Here is a 23,731-nt window from a genome sequence, read left to right on the forward strand (position 1 = left end):
TTTGTGGTTTGTGTCATTTTCTTCGTGAAATATTTATCAGCTTTCTCCCTCATTTTGTAAATGATTGGAAGAATCTCCTACTTCTATCAGCTCCGCATCCGCTACCACATTGTCGTGCCTGACCTCTTCCTGCTCTGTCTCCTCAGCTGCGGCTGCTTCAACGGAAGCAGGATCAACACCGATCCTCTCCGTCTTATGCTCTGCGTGCATGATGGGGAAGGACACCATTGCCTTGAACAGATCCCCGTCAATGATAACCTGGAACTGGCCATTCTGCAGTTCAGTCAGGCTCTTTGCAATGGAGAGGCCCAGGCCGCTGCCTTCCGTTGTCCTGGCCACATCTCCCCTGACAAAGCGCTCTGTCAGTTCATCCGGCCTGATGTTCAGCGGATTCTCAGACACATTCTTAATGGTAAACACGGCTTTTCCGTCTTCCTCTGACACATCCACGTACACGCGGCTGTGCTCCATGGCATACTTTACCGCATTGGTGTAAAGGTTTTCCAATACACGCCACAGTCTGCGCCCGTCCGCCTGTATGATAAGCACCTCATCAGGCACATTGCACACCAGCTCCAGGCGGCGCATCACAAAACGCTCCTCAAATTCCCCGTTGGTCTGCTGGACCAGCTCCACCAGGTCGATATCGGATATATCCAGCTTCATATTGCCCGAGCTGGCCTTGGATGCCTCCACCAGATCCTCTGTCAGCGTCTTAAGGCGCTGGGATTTCTGGTCCAGAACTTCCAGATATGCCGCGATCTTGGGATCCTGTATCTTCTCCCTCTTAAGCAGATCCACATAGTTGATAATGGATGTAAGCGGTGTCTTGATATCGTGTGATACATTGGTGATAAGGTCGGCCTTCAGGCGCTCGCTTTTTACCTGCTGCTGAAGGGCTGAGTCAAGTCCGCTGCTGATGTTGTTGAGATGCTCGCCCATATCCCTTTCCTTGCCTGTGAGACTGCCCATCTCGATCTGATACCGCGTGTTGCCCTGGGAAATGCTGCTGATCGCCGCATCCAATATATCCCTCTGCACTGCCTTTTTAAACATCTGGTGGAATATATATCCATCCATTGCCAAAAGGACCACCGCCAACCCATAGAGCAGCACATGGAAGCCGAACCGTTCCCCTTCATAGCCGAAAAGGAACAGGATCCCCCACAGCATAACTGCATTGGCGCCTAAAAACAGGAAATAACAAAGTCCCATTCCAGCGGCAAATGTGATATGGCGCACATATTCCCTGAACGTGTCAATAACCTTCTTTAAAAGGCTGTTGCTCCACAGGGTCCTGGCCTTATACCGGCGCAGCATGTTAAAGAAAAACAGGACCAGACAGCCGTAAATGATCACGGCCTTGATCACCTTATTCCAGTAGGGCCACTGTCCTTCAGCCACAAACAGGCTGAACAGGCGTATGCCCACATATCTTCCTCCCAGCAGGAACAAGGCTGTAAGGGCGGCCCAGACGGCCACGCACAGTTCGGTATAGATCTCATCAATGGGGAACAGCCTTATCTCATCGCTTTCCGGCGTGAGATGGCCTGACATCAGAATCAGGGCTGCCAGTGTGGCAATACAGCCCAGCACTCCGGCAATGATCCCGCCGATCCCCAGGATAAAGTTCTGTCTTCCGCCGCTGTATTCCCATGCAGCCATGGAATACGCATCCGTGCACGGGTAAGTGGTATCCACGGAAATGACCATGTAATAATTATCATTTCCATTGGGGTTCCATATCTCCAGCAGGGTGGCTGCATTTTCCGGGATGGTGGGCATGTTTGTCTCCATCTTAATGCTGTTTCCCGGGATATAGAGATATTTTCCCGCGCCTTTCAGGTCCTCCAGGGACATGTTCTCCACGTTGGTGTACACGCTCTCCTTCCCGCTGTCATCCCTATACACAATGCGGAACCTCAAATTTGTCTCATTCTCTATGTAGTTATTATAAATGGTGTAGTATTCACCCAGATGGTCCAGGATATCCAGAGCCAGGTCCTCTTTGGTCATCCGTTCCCCGCTTGCGTCCGCATCCACGAAGTTGGGATTGGTGCTCTGGAAATCCACGGTGATCTCTTCATCATCCTCGTCATCCATGGAGATAGGGGATCCCTTTAACTCAAAATTCTCATCCAGATAATAGCCCCGCTTTTTGATGTACCTGACGATTTCATCCAGGGTCATCTCAGCTGTCTCACCGGGACCATTGGTATAGTTGACAATGACCTTGTTCATATCCAGCTCACCGTCAGTCTCAAACATATCCTTGTATCCTACGTAAGTAAAGATACGCTCCACATCCGATGCAAGCTGGGTGGTGAAATTAGGGGAGTCCTCATAAGCCTCCTCATAAATCCACTTAATCCCTTTACCGTAATTGGAGTTCAGATACATGGCGCTGATCCCAAACACAGCGATCATCACAAAGAATATGTGGACCAGGGTCAGGATCTGTTTCTTACGCCTGAATTTCAGTCTCTCTTCTGTCATAAAGCCACCTACTGCTTTTCAATCTTATATCCTACACCCCATACCACCTTCAGATACTTCGGCTCCCTTGGATTGATCTCAATCTTTTCACGGATATGGCGGATATGCACCGCCACTGTGTTGTCCGCTCCAATGGCCTCCTCGTTCCATATCTGCTCATAGATCTCATCAATGGAAAATACCTTGCCCGCGTTCTTCACCAGAAGCAGAAGGATATTGTACTCAATGGGCGTCAGCTTGATGGGTTCCCCGTCCACTGTCACTTCTTTGTTGTCATCATTGATCTGAAGCCCGCCGCACTTAAAGATCTGGCCTTCTGCCTGCTGGTTCATATTGCCCAGCTGGGTGTAACGGCGCAGCTGGGACTTGACCCTGGCCACCAGCTCCAGTGGATTAAAGGGTTTGGTTATGTAGTCGTCCGCCCCGATATTCAGTCCCAGGATCTTATCCGCATCCTCTGATTTAGCGGAAAGTATAATGATGGGTATACTGCTGGTCTCCCGCACCTTAAGCGTGGTGCGGATCCCGTCCAGGCCGGGCATCATTACATCCACAATCAGCAGATCCACTTCCCCCTTTTCCAGGTATTCCAGTGCTTCATATCCGTCATAAGCCTTGATCACCTGAAATCCTTCTCCTGTCAGATATATGTCTATGGCCTCCACGATCTGCTTATCATCATCACATACCAGTATTGTCTGCATCCTTAGCCCTCCTTGTTATGAACAGTACTAGAAAATCCTCCAAGCACAGATGAAATTGTTTGCCCACCACTGGCTCAGGCTTCTGTGTACCACACGCCCGTTACTGGAGGACGCATCGATCACGGTTCCGCCTCCTGCCGCAATTCCCACATGGCCGTTTACAACCACAATATCACCTGCCTGTATATCATTAAAATTCGTGATCTTTGTATATCTTCCCGCATTTCTCCAACCGGAGGAAGTGAGGTAACTCTGGTTAACTCCCACCTGGTTCAGACACCAGTATACAAAGCCGGAACAGTCAAATGCATTGGGACCCTTTGCCCCCCACACATATGGACTTCCAAGCTTGGAGGAGGCAACTGAGATCAATGCTCCTGCGCCCTGCCCAACGGGCTTGCTCACTGCCGGCGGAGTATTGCCTGACGGCTTGCTTGTGCTGCCGCCCTGGCTGCCTGAACCGCCCTGACCGCCTGAACCGCCCTGGCTGCCTGAGCCGCCCTGGCTTCCTGAACCGCCTGTATTGGCTGCCGGCCGTCTTACATTATCACTGGTCAGCTTAGCCATTGTCTGAACGCCCACCAGGCCGTCAGCCGTAAGTCCGTTGCGGGACTGGAAGTTCTCCACCGCCCGCTCCGTGGCCTCGCCGTAATATCCGGTTATATTGCCTGAAACAAGGTATCCGTGTTTGTTCAGCAGCTGCTGCACCTTGGTCACAGCGTCCCCCCGCTCGCCCAGCATCAGGCCGTTGGCCCTTGCATCCGGACTGTTCAGGGCGATCCTTGTGGACGGCCCCAGATAACCGTCAACGATCTGGTCATTCCTGGCCTGGAACTGCTTAACCGCCACAACCGTGTCCTCACCATAGGCGCCATCGGGCGTGGTGGTGAGGTATCCCAGTTCCTTAAGGCGCTGCTGGCATGCCAGCACCACATCGCTCTTCTCCCCGTAAGCCAGGAAGTTGGGCCTGATCTCATCGCTGTATATCAGGTTGATGGTCTTTTGTCCAACCTTGCCGTCCTGCTCCAGACCATTGACCTCCTGGAGTTTCAGGACTGCCGCTTCCGTGGAATCTCCGAAATTCCCGGTCACCAGATCCGCGGTCGCCAGATATCCCAGCTCGTAGAGACGCTGCTGAATCCGCTCAATATCATCACCCTGGGCTCCCTTGGACACCGCGTAGTACTTGGCATCCGGGGACATGATCGCATCCCAGGTAACATTTCCCACAATGCCGTCCATGGGCAGTTCATTCTGCCTCTGGAAATGCTTCACTGCCATTTGGGTCATCTCACCAAAATAATCCGTTGGCTCATCGTTATCCATAAAGCCCAGGTCCATCAGGCGCTGCTGCAGCTTTTTTACGATCTCATGACGCACACCGATCCGCAGGTACTCCGGAGCCGGCTCCGCATCCGGCAGGTCAATGTCGTTAAGTCCGGGCAGGACCTGTCCCTGAAGCCCCAGCTGTGCAATAGTCTCAGGCACAGCCTGGATCTCAGTGGCCTCCGCCGGCGTGGCATTGCCCTCCGCGGAACCTGACGCGCCTTTTGTACAGCCGTTTAGTGTCATGGACAAAGCCAGGATTCCGGCCGTGCCCGTATATGTAATGTATTTTCTATATCTATTCCTCAAATTCATGTGAAGTGCGTATCCTTCCTGGAGCGTGCTTAAGAATTACTTTCTTCCTTGGTTAAAACGCTAAAATCACATTTATTCTAACACATTTCTTACGGAATAGCGATATCATTTTTGTGGTTGTAAGAAAATTGAAAGGGGATGGAACTACCAAAAAAGGAAGGAATTATAAACCATACAGGACAGAACCCTCACTGCCGCGGCAGCGTATGTCCTGTCCTGTATCATTTTATAATTCCTTCCTTCTCTTCCGGCATGAGATCCGGACTACTTTCCATCCCTCAGCTTCTTTCCGCTGCGGCCGAATTTGCGGCGTTTGAAAAATGGGACTTTGGCAGCCGCCGCCTCAGCTTGTCCGCCCTTCTGGTAAGCCCTCAGGGTTTCATCCAGCTGGCGGAAACGCTCCTCTTCCTTCTCATCTGATGCCTGGAGCAGGAATTCCAATTCCTTTCCCATCTTTTCGTTGACCAGGCAGCTGATGTCCTGGCTCAGCTTTTCATTGTTGACTTCAAGGGCTCGTCCGATTATCAGGTTCATAATCTGCTGGAACTGTTCCATCTTCTCTTCCATGGCTACCACGGATACACCGTCACTCTTCATAGTGCTTAATGATGTGTTCCCATCCTCTTCCTTGAATTCATTCAGGGCCGCGTTCATATCACGCTCTAAAATTTCATCGGACAGCTCTGTCTGAGCTTTTCCGTCTTTCTTAAGTACCTGGTTCAGCGCGTGCTTGATCGCCTTGAGCTGAAACCCTTTTTCTTTCAGGTTCTTGACCTGCTTAAACAGGCGGATATGTAAATCCGTATAGTACCGGTGCCCCATCTCGTTACGGGGAATATCAAGTTCCAGCTCCTCTTCCCAGTACCTTAATACATGGGCCTCCACATCGACCTTTTTGGACGCATCCGATATCAGATAATGTACTTCATCCATAGCCACTCTCTCCTTCACATCTTAACAGGCATGTCCTGCCTTACTATTAGTGTATGCGTTGAGAATGGATATTATGACATTCCCGGAAAATTTTTATTACTCCTGGGGTCCTCCGCCCTGAGGTCTTGCCGCATTGACAAACTTTGTGTACTCGGGCTTCCAGATCAATGTCACCGTACCAATGGGGCCGTTTCGCTGTTTGGCTATGATCACCTCAGCCTCATTGGGATGTTCCGTATCCTTATTATAGTAATCATCACGGTAAAGGAACATAACCACGTCCGCATCCTGCTCAATAGCTCCGGACTCTCGAAGGTCGGAAAGCATGGGGCGGTGGTCCTGCCTTGTCTCACAGGCACGGGACAGCTGGGACAGGGCAATCACCGGAGCATGAAGCTCCCTGGCCAGAGCCTTAAGGGATCGCGATATATCGGAAATCTCCTGCTGCCTGTTGTCTCCCCCGCCTTTTTTGCTACCGCTCATCAGCTGCAGGTAGTCAATGATAACAATACTCAAGCCGTATTCCAGCTTCATCTTCCTGCATTTGGAGCGCAGCTCCGAGATGGAGATACCGGGCGTGTCGTCAATGATCAGCTTGGAATTACCAATAACGCCGATGCCCTCCACCACCGCGTCCCAGTCCGAATCCGTCAGGGAGCCTGTACGCAGCTTCTGGGAGTCCACATTGGACTCCATGGAAAGCATACGGTTGACCAGCTGCTCCTTGGACATTTCCAAACTGAATACCATACAGGGCAGGCTTTTGCGCACCGCCACATAATCTACCACGTTAAGCACAAAGGCAGTCTTACCCATGGAAGGGCGGGCCGCGATCAGGATAAAGTCAGAGGGCTGGAAACCGGACAGCTTGTAGTCCAGGTCAATAAAACCGCAGGGAATACCCGTTACCGTACCCTGATTCTTATAGGCGTCCTCAATCTTTTCAAGGACATTAATGGCCACCTGCTTGATGGGAACAAACTCCTGGCCTCCCCTGTTCTGAAGCAGGTTAAAAACGGATTTCTCCGTGTCCGCCAGGATATTCTCCAAGGGTTCCTTTCCCGCATAGCAGGTATTGGCGATCTCCTCCGTTGTCTTGATCAGCCTGCGAAGGACTGCCTTCTCACTTACAATGGTGGCGTAGGACTTCACATTGGCTGATGTGGGCACCATGGTCACAATGTCGCGGACAAAGTCCAGGCTGCACACCTCCGGAGGCACATCCTTTTCCTTTAACCGGTCCTGAAGGGTAACCAGATCCACGGGCTTGCCCTCATTGAACAGCTCCACCATGGTATCAAACATGATACCATATTGCTGCTGGTAAAAATCACTTCCAGTTACAATTTCCGATGCAGCGATGACTGCCTCCCTGTCCATCAGCATGGATCCGATGACGGACTGTTCCGCTTCCAGGCTGTGGGGAAGCACCCGCTTGATCAGAGCTTCTTCCATTTTAATCGTCTCCTGTATTCAAACCGGTATGCAGATCCCATACCAGTCTATGAGACCCGCTCCTTTCGGGGCGGGTCATGTCATGTTTCATTATCAGCGGCAGCTTACCGTTAAGCTTCCACTACCTTTACCGCAAGTCTGGCCGTTACCTCCTTGTGAAGCTTAATGGGAACCTCAAAGCTTCCGATGGATTTGATGGGGTCGTTTAAAACGATCTTTTTCTTGTCAATATCCAGGTTCAGCTGGTCGGAAATGGCCTTGCTGATCTCCTTGTTGGACACGGAGCCAAACGCCCTTCCGCCCTCGCCCGCCTTAATGGACAAGGTCACGGTGGACTCATCCAGCTTTGCTCCCAGCTCCTTTGCTGCTGCCAGCTGCTCTGCGGCGATCCTGGCATCATTGGCTTTCTGAAGCTTTAAGTCATTTAAGTTCTTAGAGGTAGCTTCCAGGCCAAGCTTCTTGGGCAGGATGAAATTCCTGGCATAGCCGTCATTTACCTTTACGATCTGTCCTTTTTTTCCTAATGCTTTTACATCTTCCAGTAATACAATATCCATGTCTCTTACTTCCTTTCCAATTTATAATTCATTCTCAGGAAACTTCGCCTTCCTCCAGCATCTGGCGGATGACTTCCTTTAAACGGATCTTAGCATCTTCCACTGATACGCCCTCCATCTGGGCGCCTGCTATGGTGCGGTGTCCGCCGCCCCCCAGCTTCTCCATCATCACCTGCACATTGACCTCGTCAATGGAGCGGGCGCTGAAATAAATAGTACCGTTATAATCGGTCAGCACCACCGAAGCCTTAATGCCCCGGATCTCCAACAGCTCGTTGGCGGCCTGGGCGCCGATGATGGTGGGGCTGTCCAGCCCATCTGCCGAGCACTCGCTGATGGCAAAGGCGTCCATATATACTTCCGCCTTGCGCACAGCATCGGCCTTGGCCTGATAATCCCTCATGTTCTCCCTGAACAGCTTGCGCACCCTTGTGATATCCGCGCCGCTGCGCCGTAGGAATGCGGCCGCCTCAAAGGTCCTCACACCTGTCTGGTTGGTAAAATTCTGGGTGTCGATCACAATGCCTGCATACATGGCATCCGCCTCTGCCGGCTTCACCTTGATGCCGTCCGCTATATACTGCAGAACTTCCGCCACCATCTCACAGGTGGATGAAGCATATGGCTCCACATAGGAAAGCACCGCATTGTCAATAATCTCACTGCTGGTTCTGTGATGGTCAAGTACCACAACGGTCCTGACCTCCCGCAGCAATGCCGGTTCGTCCGTAATACTGGGGCGGTTCACATCCACGATGACCAGCATGGTTCCCTGGTCCGCCACCTCTGATGCCTTTGGCCCTGTGAGGAACATATCCTCCGGATATTCCGCGTTGCCTATAAACCGGTCCATCATGGGGCGCACCGAGGATGTCACCTCGTTGACCACAATGTTGGCCTTCTTATTCATGGACACGGCAATGCGGTATATACCCACAGCTGCTCCAAAGGAATCAATATCAGCCAGCCGGTGTCCCATGATCAAAAGCCGGTCCTTGTTCTCCATCAGTTCCCTGAGGGCATGGGCTTTCACCCTTGCCTTGACACGGGTGGTCTTTTCCATCTGCTGCGCTTTGCCGCCGTAGTACTGGATCTTACCTGAATCCTTCACAACGGCCTGGTCGCCTCCCCGTCCAAGGGCCATATCAATAGAGGTCCTGGCGTAATCATAGTTCTGGCTGTAGCTGTCCCCGTTCATACCGATACCGATACTTAAGGTCACCGCCATATCATTGCCTATGTTCACTGTCTTTACATCCTCCAGGATGGAGAAACGCTCCTCCTGGATCCTGGCCATGTACTGCTGCTTGATGACAAAGAAATATTTGTCCTTCTCAAGCTTTTTTACAATGCCGTTCATACCGGATATATACTTGCTGATCTTCCGGTCAATGAGAGCTGTCAGCAGAGAACGCCTAACCTCCTCCACGCTTTCCAGCGCCTCATCATAATTATCCAGATAGATCAGTCCGGCCACCAGCTTCTGATCATTGATCTGCTGCATGTACAAAAGAGTCTGTGTCTCATCCACCAGGTAGATGGCTGTCACAAACGACCCCTGTCCCTCCAGCCCGTTGTCAGCCACCGCTGCCTCCAGCCGGTCCACCATGACCTGCTTTAGATCAATGCGGAACTTCCTGTCCCCCAGAAAGCTGTGCACGCTTACCAGTTCACCGCCGGTTGCCAGCATTTCCTTCGTAATATCAGGGAACATGGCTGTTATATTCTTATATGAAATTTTTTCCTCTGCCAGGATTGCCGCAAACTCCCGGTTCATCCAGAGCAAATGCCCGCTTCCGTCTGCCACTGCATAAGGCATAAGCATCTCTTCCATCAGGTTCTGCCTGCTCTGGTCATAGGCAGATGAAAATGCGATCAGCCCTGCAAGTATGCCTTTTCTCCGTGAAAAATACAGCCAAAGGGCAATCCCTATATAGACAATGGTAAATACCGATACAATAATGCCGGCCTTTATGGACACCGCTCCAACAGCGGCAGTCAATATGACCATAAGGACCGACAAGAAGAGCGGCCACTGCAGGTAGACCTTAAATGTCCCCCGCGTCCTTCCTTTATCTTTCATAGTCTGCCTCCATTCGTATCCATAATCGGAATACGCCTATCTTAGTTAGTATACCATATCCAGCCCCATTCGTCCATAAAAATGAGTTTTTACCAGTAATGCACCATATGGCCGGTGTCTGAAAATGTCTTATTTTACATGCTTTTTGTTGATAATACGCAGAGCCTGTGATAGAATCTACCTGTATTGCATATCAAAACATACCAAGGAGGAAATACGTATGAAACAGCGCAATATTGTGGTCTGCATCCTGCTGAGCCTGATTACCTGCGGCTTATACGGCATCTACTGGATGATTGTGCTCAATGATGACACAAACAGCCTCTCCGGAAGACAGGGCACAAGCGGTGGAATGGTTTTCCTGTTCACACTGATCACCTGCGGTATCTACGGGCTTTTCTGGATGTACCAGATGGGAAATGCAGTGGAGATGCTTCACGACCAACACGGTGAACCAAGGGGAAGCGCACCTGTGGTCTATCTGCTTCTCAGCCTGTTCGGCCTGGGCATTGTGTCCTATGCCCTGCTGCAGAACGAGTTAAACAAATACCTTCCCAATGCATAAGCGTTTGATACGATTATGTATAAAAACAGGCGGGCTCCTGGGAGCTGGCCTGTTTTATGCATTACTCTGTATTCTGGCAGGCCATCCCCTTATCCCCTGCATGTTCCATACCATTACAGGACTGTACTGCCCCGGCTGCGGAGTGAGCCGCATGTGTCTGTCCCTGCTGTCCCTGGACTTTCAGTCGGCCTTTCAGGCTAATGCCGCCGTCATGCTGATCCTTCCACCCGGCCTTATAATCGCATTTCAAATGGCTTTCCGGTATATAAAAAGCGGCAGGCTGCAGCCCACAAGGGCCCAGAACCTGGTCCTTTACATCATGGCCGGTTTCCTCCTCCTATTCGGCATACTGCGCAATCTTCCTGCATTTGCATGGCTCAGTCCGTGAGCCGGGTCCCGGCTTTGACTTGCGGTCATTTCCTCTGTATGTTATGATATGACTAATTAAAATCATCTCCTGATATGGAATCATACTTTAACATCGAGGCATACCCATGAAAATATCACAGACCAAGGACATACGCTCAGCCAACCGGCTGACCATTATCAAACATATATTAAACAAAAAGCAGATTTCCCGCGCCCGTATTTCCGAGGAGACGGGGCTTAATAAGGCCACTGTTTCCACCATTGTAAAGGAATGGATGAGCCTGAAGCTGGTGGAGGAAACCACCATGGGTGATTCCAGCGGAGGACGGCCCCCCATCATCCTTACCCTGGCTGCCAAGGCGGGTTACTGCATTGCCGTTGATATCGGGGCGCGCCGTATCAGTCTCATCCTCACGGACCTGAACAACGATATTATCAGCCGCCGGTCCCTGTTCATTGAGAAAAAGGCGTTTTCCTACGTGTACCAGCAGATCTATGTGGCAATTGACAAAATGATCAGGGAAATACCGCCCTGCCCCTACGGGCTGATCGGCATCAGCCTGGCTGTGCGTGGGATCATTGATCTGGACGGGGTCATCCGCTTTATTCCCAAGCTCCAGTGGCACAACATCGATATTAAGTCCTTGCTGGAACAGCGCTACAATGTACCTGTGTACATTGACAATGACGGGAACCTGGCAGCTTCCATGGAATCCCGCCTTCATCCCCAGTATGAGGAGCTGACCGTACTGTGCATCTCCGATGTCATATCCTGCGGCATGATCTCCAACGGCCAGCTTATCCGCGGTTACCTGGGATTTGCCAATGCAGTTGGGCACCACACCATCAACATCCAGGAGACAAAGCAATGCTCCTGCGGTAAATACGGGTGCTGGGAACAGTACTGCTCAGACCAATACCTTCTGGACGAGATCAACCTCCATCTGGAGAAACCCCTGGAGGATATTGATGAGTTTATAGAGCTGGTTAAAAAGCAGCATCCCTCTGCGCTGGCCATCCTGGACACATACATCCGCAACCTGGCCATCGGATTGTCCAACATCATATTTTTTGTAAACTGCGAAATGATCATCCTTAACTCCCATCTCATCCAGTCCCTCCCTTACCTGTTGCCTGAGATCATGAAGGATATTGTCCTCCCCATCACCCATACCCAGGAGATCCTGATCTCCTCACTTGGAAATGAAGGGCCGATCCTTGGGGCCTCCCTCAAAGCCATTGAGGAATTTTTTGAGATTTTATCAGCCCATGGTTAAGGCGGATATGTAAACCGAAACATGACCATACAAAAAGAGGGGCACCTGGAAGATCCAGTCCCCTCTTTAACTGCCGGCAGATCCTGCATCACACCGTCCCTGCCAGCCTATTAAAAGTTCGTTCCATTCCATCCCCAGTCAGGAGATGCTTCATATTTAATGTACATGTTATCAGGCGATACCCCCAAAGTCCCGCCTAATACTCTGGTCATTTCCCCGGTCATGCGCTTGGCGCCTTCCTGATCCACGGCATTTCCCAGAATCTTTACCTCCACCATGGCGATGGGCCGGCTGCCCTTTCCTCCAAAGAACATCTGGCATCCGTCCTCAATGGACACCATAAGCCAATCCTCGCTTTTTCCCGGAAGACAGCTGATGGCCTGCCCCAATGCTTCCTTGATCTCCTCCGCAGCCTGACGGGAGGTCTTAACGTTTGTTTTTACCTGTATGCACGGCATTTTATTTGCCCCTTTCCCTAACCATAAATCAGCTTATGCCTGAAATAGAAGAAATGATCGCTGTGGGAATGGATGCTCAGCATCCTGGTATGGGGGTGGTCCTCAGAGCCAAACTCCTGCCCGAATTTGCCGATGGTCAGCGCCTGCCCGCCCACATAAATGCAGGAGTAATTAAAGAACAGCTCATCCATCATGCCCTGGGATACCAGGTAATGCATGTAGGAGGGAGTCTCCACCAGCACCTTGTTAAGGCCGAATTTCTTCATGATATAGAGGGCAACCTTGGAATCCGGCGCCTTGTCGCCTGTGGCGATCACCAGTACCTTGTTCCGGTTTGCCTTCATGGACTCGATCATTTCCCCGGTGACCTCAGAAATATCCTTAACAGGCCCCACCAGGTAGTAATCTTCCTTCATTTTTTCCCGGATAACAGGAACACCGGCAGCGCTGGTGCTGATCATCACGGGAACTTCCTTTGTTTTAAACAGTACATGGTCAAAAGGAATGTCTGTTGCATCCAGGGATGAGATGATATTCCATGGGACCGGCTCCATGCCGGCCGCCACCCTTGCATCCTCCAGCTGCTGCGAGAACACATGGGCCGTATAGTCACTCTCCGCATTCATGGTGCCCGCACCAATGATATCTCCGTCAGACACGGCCCTGAGCATGTTGAGGATCCACCAGTCGGCGCCGGCCCCATCCCCGTCATACTTGTTCAGCTTTGCAATGAGGGGCCCCTGGGGTGCGTCCGTAAATGCGATCCTGCCGTCAATGGATGTGACCAGGGACGTATATGTATAGGGACGGTCCTCGTGGAGAGCCTCAAACTTCAGGTCCCCGTAGATTTCCTTCATCTCCTCACATGTTATGGTTTCCACCTGCGCCTGGTCCAGGGAGCTGCTTCTGTAGATCTGCTTCACCCTGGTCTTTTCAATATCAAAAGGCATTTTAAATAAAGATGTTGCCATGTCATTCCTCCTTAAATCAGACTGCCGCCGCAGACCTGCATGATCTCTCCTGTGATAAACCCGCTTTCATCGCTGGACAGGAATGCAATGGCATTGGCCATATCCTCGATCTTCCCCATCTTGTGCAGGGGGTACAGGCTTGCGTATGACTCTTCCAGAGCCTTTGGATCCTCTGCCTCTGTAAACCTCTGCTCGATCATAGGTGTGCGCACCAGTCCCGGAAGGATGGCATTCACACGGATGGACGGAGCATACTCCAGGGCAATGCATTTAGTCAGCATGATAACGCCAGCCTTGGACGGGCAGTAGCCGATGCGCTCCGGAATGGGACGCACTCCCAGGTCGGATCCCACGTTCACAATGGTGGAACCTTCCTGCTTCTTAAGCTCGGAAATGGCTGCCTTGCACATATTGAACACGCCGCCCATGTTAATGGAAAGCTCCCTCATAAAGGTGTCATAATCCGTTGTCTCCAGGGAACCCACAAAGGTAACCCCTGCGCAGCACACCAGCTTATTCACCCTGCCGAATGCCTTCACTGCTTCCTCCACCACATGCTGCGCCTGGGCAAACTCAGTAAGGTTGGCCTGTACATAGATGGCCCTGCTGCTCTCAATATGCATCTCAGGCTCAATGCCGCATCCCACAACCAAAGCGCCCTCATCCAGGAATTTCCTGGCAACTCCCTCACCGATACCGGAGCTTGCGCCGGTAACGATCACTACTTTATCTTCAAATCTCATATTCTTTTCCTCGCTCCTTTACTAGATTCTCTCAAAACGGCTCACACGGTGAACGCCGAAGTTCTCCTCATTCTGCACGCAGCGGATGAACTCGTAAGGCCGGCCGAACTTCTCGTCAAACTCCTTGATCAGTTTAGCCTGGTATTCCTTGTCATCGATCTTTCTCCAGGACTCAATGCTCTCCCAGACAAAGATGAAGTGGATTTCGCCCGGCTTGTTGTCATTGACCCAAACCTCTTTGTAAAGGAAGGGGATATGGTCAAATCCAGGCGCATATGCCTCCTTTAAAGTCCAGATCTCATGGTCAACCGCCAGATAATGCTCCACGTCCTCCGGCGCTACCTTAAAAACCAAATGTTCTACCGGATAATGCTCTCCCTTTGTGTAAGTGTAACCCTGCATGATAATTCCTCCTATTTATGTTTGTTTTATTGTAACTGTTCAGGACGGCTTATTTTACTGCCCGATTCATCTTTTCCGCCAAAGCAATAACCTGCGCCGCGATATCAGGCCTGGTTTCAAGACTGTCCCTGTCGCTGTTTGGCAGACAGACCTGGCCCAGACACTCTGTGCTCAGATCATTTAACAGGTTCTTAAGCACGATCTCCCCGCCCAGGAACTGGTTCTCAAAGGAGGGAGCGCCGCCCACCATCAGTATGGCGCCTTTGCGCAAAAATGTTTCCGGCATATCATTTCTCACATGACCTGCCCAATACACCTGGAAACGGTCGATCAGGGACTTCATCCTCCCTGTGATGGAGTGGAAATACATGGGGGAGGCCAGGATGATGTTGTCCGCTTCCTCCAGTTTCTGATAGATTTCCTGCATGCCGTCCTTGATGGCACATTCCTTCTTTTTCCAGCAGAACCGGCAGTCCACACAGGGCTTTACTTCCGTGCGGTAGGCATCGATGATCTCCTTTTCACCATCCAGGTGCTCCAGAAACAGATCCACCATCTGGCGCGTATGCCCGTTTTTTCTTGCCGCTCCTATAATTACAAGTGTCTTCACCTTTACTTCCTCCTGATTCAAGCTTTTTTCCTGTTAAAACCTGTGACATGCATTACTGCAAATACAATGATCAGCACAATGTACACCTGAATAAATCCCATATCCGGCGCATATCCTTCCGTGCCCAGTATCCCCGGGGAATGGATCATTCCAATTGCTGTCAGGGCCAGGGCCGCCCCATTGGTAATGGAGGCATTTTTCCAATTGTTGTCTATGATAAATACGAAAACACAGCCCACCAGAAGTCCCACAAATGCAGAGCCGGGGTCAAAGGCCGTAAATCCGGGAAGGGCGCCTTCCTTCATGTTGTCCACAATAAAGTCCATGACAACCGGCAGGGAAGCCATGATGACCGCCGGATAATACTTTTTATCCACCACCTCAAAAGCCTGGGAATAACTGGATATTCCTACAAATACCAGAATAGGCAGAACCACCGCTTCAGGGATAAAAGCATTGATGATGGCTGAAAGTCCGGTCAGTCCCACCAGAGCATACAGGGCAACGATTCCAAGATGATATCCCGTTCCGGATTCCATTTTCTTCCATCCCGGATATCCCCAGTACAGGCCCACGGCCAGAGGATTTCCAAAGCATGCCCCCACAATGCTGGCCACACCGCACAGCACAAGGGGTTTGGTTGTTGTAAAAAAGGTATCGCCGCATTCCTTGGCCTGCTCCACTGCCTGGATCCCTGTGATGACCTCATTCAGGGAAAACACAATGATAATGGGCAGGAATGGGATCATGGCGCTGATAACGTCAGGGTTAAAAATGTCCAGTACCGGGAGTGGTATGTAGAAACTCAGGTTACTCAGGGATTCCGTCACTGCGCCAAATCCCATGACACCGCTGATCCACGCCACAACAGAGCCGATCACAATGGCTATAAGGGCTGCGGGAAGCTTAACCTCCACCTTGCCCAGATAGATCACAAACAGTACCATCAGGGACAGCCATCCCACCAGAGGCATTTTCAGAACGCCGTTCATGGACTGCATGATCAGGAATGCCATGGCCCCTCCGGCCAGGGAGCCGAACAGTGCGCCGGCCGGCACGATCCTTAAGATGACCGGAACCACAAATGCGCCGATAATAAAGATGATCCCGCCCACCAGATGGGCCAGCACGCCTGTCTTAAACGCAAGGTCCGCGCTGCCTGTGCTTATGAATACCGGAAGCATGATGCTGTAAAGCCAGATAAACATACGGCCTGCCTGCAGACCGGCAGGGATCGCGGTCAGGTTCGGGTCGTTGCGGTCAGCCGCTATCTTCCTGTAATAGAGCCAAAGCCCTCCGTTTAGGATGACCACGGTGAGAAATACACCCGGCATCATGGTGCCGAAGATGGTCCTTCCATCCAGCCCAAATGTGCCTGCTAAAATGGCGATCGCCACGATTACCTTGGAAAATCCATCAAAGAACACGCCAATGGATGCATCCAGGTCTGCCTTTTTGAAAAAAGGTATTGCCTTTCCCATACTTATTTCCTCCTGTAATGAAAATTATATATGATCCTGCACCATGGGGTGCGGTCCTTTTTCCTCTGTCTGCTGCTCAAAATAATATCCCTTTGAAAACAGGAAAATGGCAACCGTAAGGTAAATGATCCCAAACACGATCCCCGGACCGGACAGCAGCGCGATCTCCGGACAATGGATCATTCCTATGGCCGCACAGCCCGCCATCACCAGGGCAAACCCGCCTGCCATCCGGTAGCGCCGGTCCACCACACAGGCCAGAAGACCTGCCAGCAAAAGGCTGGTGAGGAAACCACCGTTCCCAAGATACATGATGCCCTCAATGGGCACGGAATACTCGGCAAATGTTGCGGAGGATATGTTTTCCATGGCTGCCCCTGCCGCCTGCACGGACGAGCTGATGAGCGTCTGCATGTATTGGAACAGAATGGGCATCAGGGATAAAAATATCACCTGATAGTATTTCTTATCCATGGACCGGAACGTACTGTCGGTCACTGAAAAACCGATAAAGATGAGAAGCACCATCACAGCCTCTGTTGGAATAAGGGCCATCAGCACCCCGGTCATTCCCGTGGTGCAGATGACAAGGTAAAGGATACCGTTCACAAGGGAAAATCCCGCCCTTGCCCCCAGCTCCTTCCAGCCCGGATGACCGAAGTACACCGTGGTGGGAAAGGGGTTGCCAAACAGGGAGCCGGTAATGGTGGACACCCCATCCATGATCATGGACCGGCGTTCCGGATATGCATCCCCCGCCATTCTGGCTGATTCCAGCCCCTGAAGAGTGGACAGGAAATTGTTGATCTGGAGCGGGATGATCACCGGAAGAAATGGCACGATCCCCTTAAATCCAGCCGTCACATCCCCCAGGCTGAGGGAAGGGGGATAAAACCCAAGACTGGAAAAGGATTGTTCAAACTGGCCCCAAGTCAGGTATCCTCCCGCCCAGGCAGCGGCTGTGCCGATCAGGATAGCCACCACTCCGGAGGGGATCTTGGCAAACCGCTTATCCGCCTTGCCCAGGTAATCGATGATAATAATGAACAGCGGCAAAAGCCCATACACCGGCTTGTCAAACACCATGGCCAGTCCAACAATGGACAGCCATACCATGGCCGATGAGGCCATATTTCCCATAAGCGCGCAGTTGGGCACATTATTGATGATCCATCTCCCTGCAAAACCGCCAGCCACCTCTACCATGCCGCCGATAAAAGCAGCAGCCAGTCCTACCTGGAATGCCAGCTGGGCATCCCTGGTCTGCCAGTACACCGGGCCGATGATCAGATACAGCCAGCCTGAAAGCTGGGATGCGCCGATCCCAAAGGGCTGGGATGTGACATCCTGCCTCTTTTCCTTGCCGGCCAGCTGTGAGGCTTCAAAAAAGTACCACAGATTTCCCAGGAATATGGCAAGTCCGATCCCCGGCACCACCTTGCCGATGACAATGGACGCCGGCATGCCGAACACCACTGTCATGATACCTGTGGCTGTCAGGATCTTTGAAAATCCATCAAAGAAGATCCCAAAGGAGGCATCAATATCGCCCTTGCCCCACCAGTGATATTTAAATCCTTCTCTTCCCATTGTTAAATGTTCTCCATTTATTTGTTTATGTATTAAACAAACTAGCCAACAAAAGTGTATAGCCGTTTGCAAGTGCACTTATTCTCATGTCTGCAATCTGCATCTGCCGGACTTTATTTAACTATTAAACAAACTATTTAATAAAAAATGGATACTGAATCCTTTTTTAATATATCACTTCGTTATTTATTTGTCAATACTCTTTTTATTAAAAATTATAGTAACAGTTCAGGACGTTTCCCCACTGCCCCATCCAACCGGAATCGTGCTCTGTTCCAGCACCTAAAATGCACCCTGATACGTACAAAAATTGTGCAAACCTCTTGATTTTTCCCCCTGTCTGTGGTATTATAATCACTGCTTGTCAAAGCAATATTTGGGCGAATTCCCGAGTGGCCAAAGGGGACAGACTGTAAATCTGCTGCTTATAGCTTCGGTGGTTCGAATCCACCTTCGCCCACTAGCGTGTCAGTTATAGCTTAAGGACATCAGTGCATTGCGCGTAAAGGTCCTGGTTTTCAGCCGTGGCACGCACAGTAAGTACACCTGTGCTTATGCGGGTGTGGTGGAATAGGCAGACACAAGGGACTTAAAATCCCTCGGTAGCGATACCGTGCCGGTTCAAGTCCGGCCACCCGCATTAAAACAAATTCGATATTTTTAAGGTAATGAGAGAGGGACAGCCGGTTTCGGCTGTCCCTCTCTCATGTTTTGGATCTGTTTTTATTTTCATCGTAATTTATGCAAATCACCATACACAGGAAAAATCTCCGGAGATACCAGAAGGAAAAAGTACCCCTGACACTACCTGTCAGGAGTACTCTGTTCCTTCTACTTTTCTTCCCCAACCCCATCTGCAAACCTGGAATCCACCACCGGATAAAAATCTTCCGGCTTGGAGATAAACACCGCCGCGCTGTAAGACGGCATATTCACCTTTAACAAACCGTTTTTAACCCGGTACATCATGATTCCCGCATTATAACCGCTCTCCATGGTAAGTATGGGACGGCCCAGGATCATATCATCCGTGATACCCAGCTGCCACACGGGAATTTCCATCATCTGGATCTCAGGGCTGTTGGATACCACGGTCACTGCCTGGTATTCCCGGTACATGCGGCCGAATGCGATCTGCTGGTGCTTTGCCACAAGAGGCTTTACACTGCCCTTCTTGAACACGGGAAGCCGGTTGTGGATGCCTGTCATATAGCGGTGGAACTCAATCAATTCCAAGTCCTCACTGCCCCAGGGATAGGTCCTTCTGCTGTCCGGGTCTGTCCATCCGCACACACCAGCCTCATCGCCATAATATAAAGTGGGAGCGCCCGGCCATGTCATCTGGATCACCACCGCCTCCCGGAACACGGGAAGCTTTACATTCTCCGAAGCCTTCTCAGGCCCTAAGGTGCCGGTCCGCCCCACTACCTGATTGGTCCTTGTAAGGAATCTGGAATGGTCATGGTTGGACAGCTGGTTCATGGCAGTGAGCACTGTGTTGGTCTGCATACGGCTCATATGGTACTTCATGGCATTAAAGAACGCCTCTCCGTCTCCCCACACACTGCCGTTATAGCTGTCGCTGTGTTTTTCCATCCCTGTCAGGAACCATGTGACCGGCTCCATAAAGGCATCATAATTCATGATGGAATCCCACTGGTCTCCCTCCAGCCAGCTTGCCGGATCCCCATAGTGTTCCGCAAGTATAAGGGTCTGTGGATTCACTTCCTTGACCGCCTGTCTGAACCTGCGCCAGAAGGAGTGGTTGTATTCCGCCGTGTGGCCCAGGTCGGCCGCCACATCCAGCCGCCAGCCGTCAATGGAATAGGGCGGTGATACCCATTTCTTTGCAACGTTCAGTATATATTCCACCAGTTTTCCGGAATTCTCATAGTTCAGTTTAGGCAGGGTGTCATGGCCCCACCAGCCGTCATAGGTAGCGTTGCAGGGCCACGCCTGGTCCCTCTCGTCATGGAACTGGAAAAAGCTGTGGTAAGGACTGTCCTTGGTCTCATAAGCGCCTGGTTCATAGTCCCCTGAGTTCTTATAGATCTCCTCCGCATCCAGCCACTTGTTAAAAGAACCACAGTGGTTAAATACGCCGTCCAGCACGATCTTCATACCCCGTTTATGAATCTCCTGGACAAACTCTGCAAAAAATGCATCGCTGGCCTCCAGATTTTCCCAGCCCGCGCTGCGGATGATGTATTTCTCCGCTCCCTTGTTATCCGTGGCATTCTTATCCACCAGGCTTCCGCCGTCCTTGACGATCCTGCCAAAATGGGGATCGATGTGTTCGTAATCCTGGCAGTCATATTTGTGGTTGGAAGGAGATACAAAAATCGGGTTCAGGTAAATGACCTCCACCCCCAGACTCTTGATGTAATCCAGCTTATCCCATACTCCCTGAAGATCTCCTCCGTAAAAACATCCCACATCCATGGCGGAAGGATTCCTGCTCCAATCCTCAATCTTTTGTACCGGGCGTCCTATATAAACATATTCACATGACTCCACGTCATTATCCTTGTCGCCATTGCAAAAGCGGTCCACATAGATCTGGTACATAACCGCGCCCTTGGCCCAATCAGGAGTGTGGAATCCCGGTGTGATCTTAAAATCAAAACATGCCTGGCCATCATCCACGGGTCCCAGCCTGTTATAAAGGCAGACATCCTGTCCGGATACAACTTTAAAGTGATAAAGCACCTGATCGGTGCCTACTGTAATTTCATATTCATAATAGTCAAACAAATCATCGGACAGCACTTTGGCCATCTCAACTTCTGCTTTGTCCTCCACATAATATACATGATCTGCATTGCCCCTACCGGTCCGCATACGAAGTAATACGTCATCATCCGCGTCCGGCTCAGCCGGAAAACGGTAATCCTCTGTCTCTGAGGAAAAGAGGGCGTCTCTGTTGATAAGTCGGTTTATATTGTCTCCCACTGTTGATTTCCTTTTCCTTATTTGTTTAAATCCATTTTCCCATCATCTATTGTATATGAATTTTTTTATTTGCACAAGGCGAATAATAGTAGAAAAACCGCTTTAATGGTGACGTTTTTGCATAGATGCCACAAAGTGAAAAGCCTGGCGGGGTAGCCAGGCTTTTCAGGAGAAGGTATTTCGTTTCTTATGGGGTGTAGCAAAAACTATATAATGTATTGGGGGGGGTTACATTTATTATAATAGCACAGGGGGCGGAAAAAGTGTGCACAAAGATCAATTATTTTCCTGGATGTTTGTGGTAAAAATACACAAAGGAGGGGGGCTTATGAATTTCCCGCCCAGCGTTCCCAGTAAAGGTTCATTGCCAAGATTGCGCTTATTGCCATAAGCACAAAGGCCAGGAGAAGGATACAGCCGTTTCCTCTGATCAGGAACACCTGTCCGCCTCTTGCCAGTACGTTTCCGAGGCCCCATAGATGCCCGCTCCCAACAAAGCTGACAGCGGATACAGAAGGCGGCTCCCATTTCCGGGAACCGCCCTGTCTCTCTTATGATTGATCACAATTAACTGATCACTGTGCAGGAGCGAACAATGCCTCAAATTCCTCCTGGTTGATCTTTTCCTTCTCAATCAGCAGGGCCGCACAGGAATGGAGTACATAATCGTACTGCTTGATGATATCCGTGGCCTTCTGGTAACAGTCATCGATGATGCGCTTCACCTCGCTGTCAATGGTGTCCGCAACGCCGTTGCCGTATGACTTTGTGTGGGCCAGGTCACGGCCGATAAATACTTCATTATCATCACCGCCGTACTGGATCATACCCACCTTATCAGACATACCGTACTGGGTTACCATGGCCCTGGCGATCTGGGTGGCCTGCTTGATGTCCTGGGATGCGCCGGTGGTGATATCGTCAAATATCAGTTCCTCTGCGATACGTCCGCCCAGGTCCACCATAATATTCTGAAGCATGCGCCCCCTGGTATTAAACATCTCATCCTTTTCAGGAAGGGGCATGGTGTAGCCTGCTGCTCCGATTCCCGTAGGTATGATGGATACGGTGTGTACCGGACCCACATCGGGAAGCACATGGAACAGGATCGCATGGCCTGCTTCGTGGTAAGCGGTGATCTTCTTGTCTTTTTCAGAAATCACCTTGCTCTTTTTCTCAGCGCCGATCCCCACTTTCACAAATGCCCGGTCTATATCGCTCTGCTTGATGAACCTGCGGTTCTCCCTTGCAGACACAATGGCTGCCTCGTTCATCAGGTTCTCCAGGTCAGCGCCTGTGAATCCCGCAGTGGTCTGGGCCACGCGGTGAAGATCCACATCCTCGCTAAGGGGCTTATCCTTGGAATGTACCTTAAGGATCTCCTCACGGCCCTTTACGTCAGGACGGCCCACTGCAACCTTCCGGTCAAAACGGCCCGGACGGAGAATGGCCGGATCCAGTATATCCACACGGTTGGTGGCTGCCATCACAATGATGCCCTCATTAACGCCAAATCCATCCATCTCGACCAGCAGCTGATTTAAGGTCTGCTCCCTCTCATCATGGCCGCCGCCCATGCCCGTGCCTCTGCGGCGGGCAACCGCATCGATCTCATCTATAAATACAATACACGGGGAATTCTTCTTGGCTTCCTCAAACAGGTCACGGACACGGGAAGCTCCCACGCCTACAAACATTTCCACAAAATCAGAACCTGATATGGAAAAGAAGGGAACACCTGCTTCTCCGGCCACTGCCTTTGCCAGCAGCGTCTTACCTGTTCCCGGAGGTCCCACAAGCAGGAGTCCCTTGGGTATCCTGGCTCCCACGCTGGTGTATTTCTGGGGATTCTTGAGGAAATCCACAACCTCCTCCAACTCTTCCTTTTCCTCCACAAGCCCGGCCACATTGGAAAAATTCACCTTGCTGTCCCGGCTCATCCTTGCCCGGCTCTTGCCGAAATTCATCATCCTGGCATTGGCGCCGCCGCCTCCCGCGCTGCGGTTCATAACCATGATAATGATCACCACCACCACAATGGACAGCATAAAGGGCAGGATAATGGTCACCAGATAATTCTCCTGGGGCACATCCATTACCACATACTCCATCTTATGGTCATCCAGGATCTTCTGGGTGTCCTTCACATCTGTCACATACAGGCGCTTTACCTGTCCGTCCGCCATGGTGATCACCACTTCGCCGGTGGGCGTCTGTGGATTCTGATGGATGGCAACCTCTGATGCCTGCCCATCATCCAGTATCTGAATAAAATCCTGATTCGTAACCTTATCCGCCTGTCTTGCATATGGCAGCCGAACTGCCGTGGCGATTAAAATCAGCATCAGGAGTATAAATATAAAACCTCTAAATGTCTGCTGCTGTCTCAACGAATTGCCTCCTTAGACCTTCTTTCTGCGTTCCAGGGCATGGCTTTTAAATGC

At 51.0% G+C, this 23,731-nt stretch carries 19 protein-coding genes and 2 tRNA genes; 5 read left to right on the forward strand and 16 right to left on the reverse strand.

Annotated elements, in window-relative coordinates; all coding sequences use genetic code 11:
* Positions 1-36: 36 nt before the first annotated feature.
* The 7 genes from ABID13_RS10660 to ABID13_RS10690 form a co-directional block, all read right to left on the reverse strand.
* On the reverse strand, positions 37-2,496 hold the full coding sequence (locus ABID13_RS10660) for a sensor histidine kinase (RefSeq protein WP_048930104.1): 2,460 nt from the start codon (positions 2,494-2,496) through the stop codon (positions 37-39).
* Positions 2,497-2,504: 8 nt separating this feature from the next.
* Positions 2,505-3,200 carry a response regulator transcription factor gene (locus tag ABID13_RS10665; protein WP_007871169.1) on the reverse strand — a complete coding sequence of 232 codons (696 nt, stop codon included), beginning with the start codon at positions 3,198-3,200 and terminating at the stop codon, positions 2,505-2,507.
* A 27-nt stretch (positions 3,201-3,227) separates the two neighbouring features.
* Positions 3,228-4,835: a C40 family peptidase gene (locus tag ABID13_RS10670; protein WP_082082468.1), complete on the reverse strand. Its 1,608-nt coding sequence runs from the start codon at positions 4,833-4,835 to the stop codon at positions 3,228-3,230.
* A 270-nt stretch (positions 4,836-5,105) separates the two neighbouring features.
* The gene (locus ABID13_RS10675) at positions 5,106-5,774 is read right to left on the reverse strand and encodes a MerR family transcriptional regulator (RefSeq protein ID WP_007871165.1); all 669 of its coding nucleotides are present in this window, start codon (positions 5,772-5,774) and stop codon (positions 5,106-5,108) included.
* Between the two features lie 96 nt (positions 5,775-5,870).
* The gene (dnaB, locus tag ABID13_RS10680) at positions 5,871-7,229 is read right to left on the reverse strand and encodes a replicative DNA helicase (RefSeq protein WP_007871163.1); all 1,359 of its coding nucleotides are present in this window, start codon (positions 7,227-7,229) and stop codon (positions 5,871-5,873) included.
* Positions 7,230-7,339: 110 nt separating this feature from the next.
* On the reverse strand, positions 7,340-7,786 hold the full coding sequence (gene rplI / locus ABID13_RS10685; protein WP_007871160.1) for a 50S ribosomal protein L9: 447 nt from the start codon (positions 7,784-7,786) through the stop codon (positions 7,340-7,342).
* A 34-nt stretch (positions 7,787-7,820) separates the two neighbouring features.
* The gene (locus ABID13_RS10690; protein WP_007871157.1) at positions 7,821-9,869 is read right to left on the reverse strand and encodes a DHH family phosphoesterase; all 2,049 of its coding nucleotides are present in this window, start codon (positions 9,867-9,869) and stop codon (positions 7,821-7,823) included.
* 220 nt (positions 9,870-10,089) lie between these two features.
* On the opposite strand from ABID13_RS10690, the gene ABID13_RS10695 reads away from it, so the two are divergent.
* The 3 genes from ABID13_RS10695 (at position 10,090) to ABID13_RS10705 (ending at position 12,080) form a co-directional block, all read left to right on the forward strand.
* Positions 10,090-10,434: a DUF4234 domain-containing protein gene (locus ABID13_RS10695; protein WP_007871146.1), complete on the forward strand. Its 345-nt coding sequence runs from the start codon at positions 10,090-10,092 to the stop codon at positions 10,432-10,434.
* A complete protein-coding gene (locus ABID13_RS10700) occupies positions 10,427-10,822 on the forward strand; it encodes a DUF2752 domain-containing protein (protein ID WP_007871143.1) in 396 nt (131 codons plus the stop codon). Before ABID13_RS10695 ends, ABID13_RS10700 begins: the two co-directional genes overlap by 8 nt.
* A 106-nt stretch (positions 10,823-10,928) precedes the next feature.
* Positions 10,929-12,080: an ROK family transcriptional regulator gene (locus ABID13_RS10705; RefSeq protein WP_007871140.1), complete on the forward strand. Its 1,152-nt coding sequence runs from the start codon at positions 10,929-10,931 to the stop codon at positions 12,078-12,080.
* 110 nt (positions 12,081-12,190) lie between these two features.
* Here ABID13_RS10705 and ABID13_RS10710 read toward each other — a convergent pair whose 3' ends face one another.
* The 7 genes from ABID13_RS10710 to ABID13_RS10740 are packed head-to-tail and all read right to left on the reverse strand — an operon-like array spanning position 12,191 to position 18,335.
* A complete protein-coding gene (locus ABID13_RS10710; RefSeq protein WP_007871138.1) occupies positions 12,191-12,538 on the reverse strand; it encodes a phenylpyruvate tautomerase MIF-related protein in 348 nt (115 codons plus the stop codon).
* A 17-nt stretch (positions 12,539-12,555) separates the two neighbouring features.
* Entirely contained in the window at positions 12,556-13,509 is a 954-nt protein-coding gene (locus tag ABID13_RS10715; protein ID WP_045091122.1) for a dihydrofolate reductase family protein, read from the reverse strand.
* Positions 13,510-13,520: 11 nt separating this feature from the next.
* Positions 13,521-14,252 (reverse strand): SDR family NAD(P)-dependent oxidoreductase, encoded by a 732-nt coding sequence (locus ABID13_RS10720; RefSeq protein WP_007871135.1) that lies wholly within the window; start codon positions 14,250-14,252, stop codon positions 13,521-13,523.
* A gap of 21 nt (positions 14,253-14,273) precedes the next feature.
* A complete protein-coding gene (locus ABID13_RS10725) occupies positions 14,274-14,654 on the reverse strand; it encodes a TIGR03792 family protein (protein WP_007871133.1) in 381 nt (126 codons plus the stop codon).
* Between the two features lie 49 nt (positions 14,655-14,703).
* The gene (locus ABID13_RS10730) at positions 14,704-15,264 is read right to left on the reverse strand and encodes a flavodoxin family protein (RefSeq protein WP_007871131.1); all 561 of its coding nucleotides are present in this window, start codon (positions 15,262-15,264) and stop codon (positions 14,704-14,706) included.
* Between the two features lie 17 nt (positions 15,265-15,281).
* The gene (locus ABID13_RS10735) at positions 15,282-16,745 is read right to left on the reverse strand and encodes a hypothetical protein (protein WP_045091121.1); all 1,464 of its coding nucleotides are present in this window, start codon (positions 16,743-16,745) and stop codon (positions 15,282-15,284) included.
* 24 nt (positions 16,746-16,769) lie between these two features.
* Positions 16,770-18,335, reverse strand: a complete 1,566-nt coding sequence (locus ABID13_RS10740; protein ID WP_007871127.1) for a SulP family inorganic anion transporter — start codon at positions 18,333-18,335, stop codon at positions 16,770-16,772.
* A gap of 378 nt (positions 18,336-18,713) precedes the next feature.
* Here ABID13_RS10740 and ABID13_RS10745 point away from each other — a divergent pair.
* Together ABID13_RS10745 and ABID13_RS10750 are read left to right on the forward strand one after the other, a co-directional pair.
* A tRNA-Tyr gene (locus ABID13_RS10745) sits at positions 18,714-18,795 on the forward strand.
* A gap of 96 nt (positions 18,796-18,891) precedes the next feature.
* Positions 18,892-18,975: transfer RNA gene (locus ABID13_RS10750), tRNA-Leu, on the forward strand.
* A 191-nt stretch (positions 18,976-19,166) separates the two neighbouring features.
* Here ABID13_RS10750 and ABID13_RS10755 read toward each other — a convergent pair.
* Together ABID13_RS10755 and ftsH are read right to left on the reverse strand one after the other, a co-directional pair.
* Positions 19,167-21,287: a glycoside hydrolase family 13 protein gene (locus ABID13_RS10755; protein ID WP_048930105.1), complete on the reverse strand. Its 2,121-nt coding sequence runs from the start codon at positions 21,285-21,287 to the stop codon at positions 19,167-19,169.
* A 575-nt stretch (positions 21,288-21,862) separates the two neighbouring features.
* Positions 21,863-23,677, reverse strand: a complete 1,815-nt coding sequence (gene ftsH / locus ABID13_RS10760; protein WP_007871122.1) for an ATP-dependent zinc metalloprotease FtsH — start codon at positions 23,675-23,677, stop codon at positions 21,863-21,865.
* Positions 23,678-23,731 lie beyond the last annotated feature (54 nt).

The sequence above is a fragment of the Enterocloster citroniae genome (assembly GCF_040545455.1).
Taxonomy (GTDB): Bacteria; Bacillota; Clostridia; order Lachnospirales; family Lachnospiraceae; genus Enterocloster; species Enterocloster citroniae.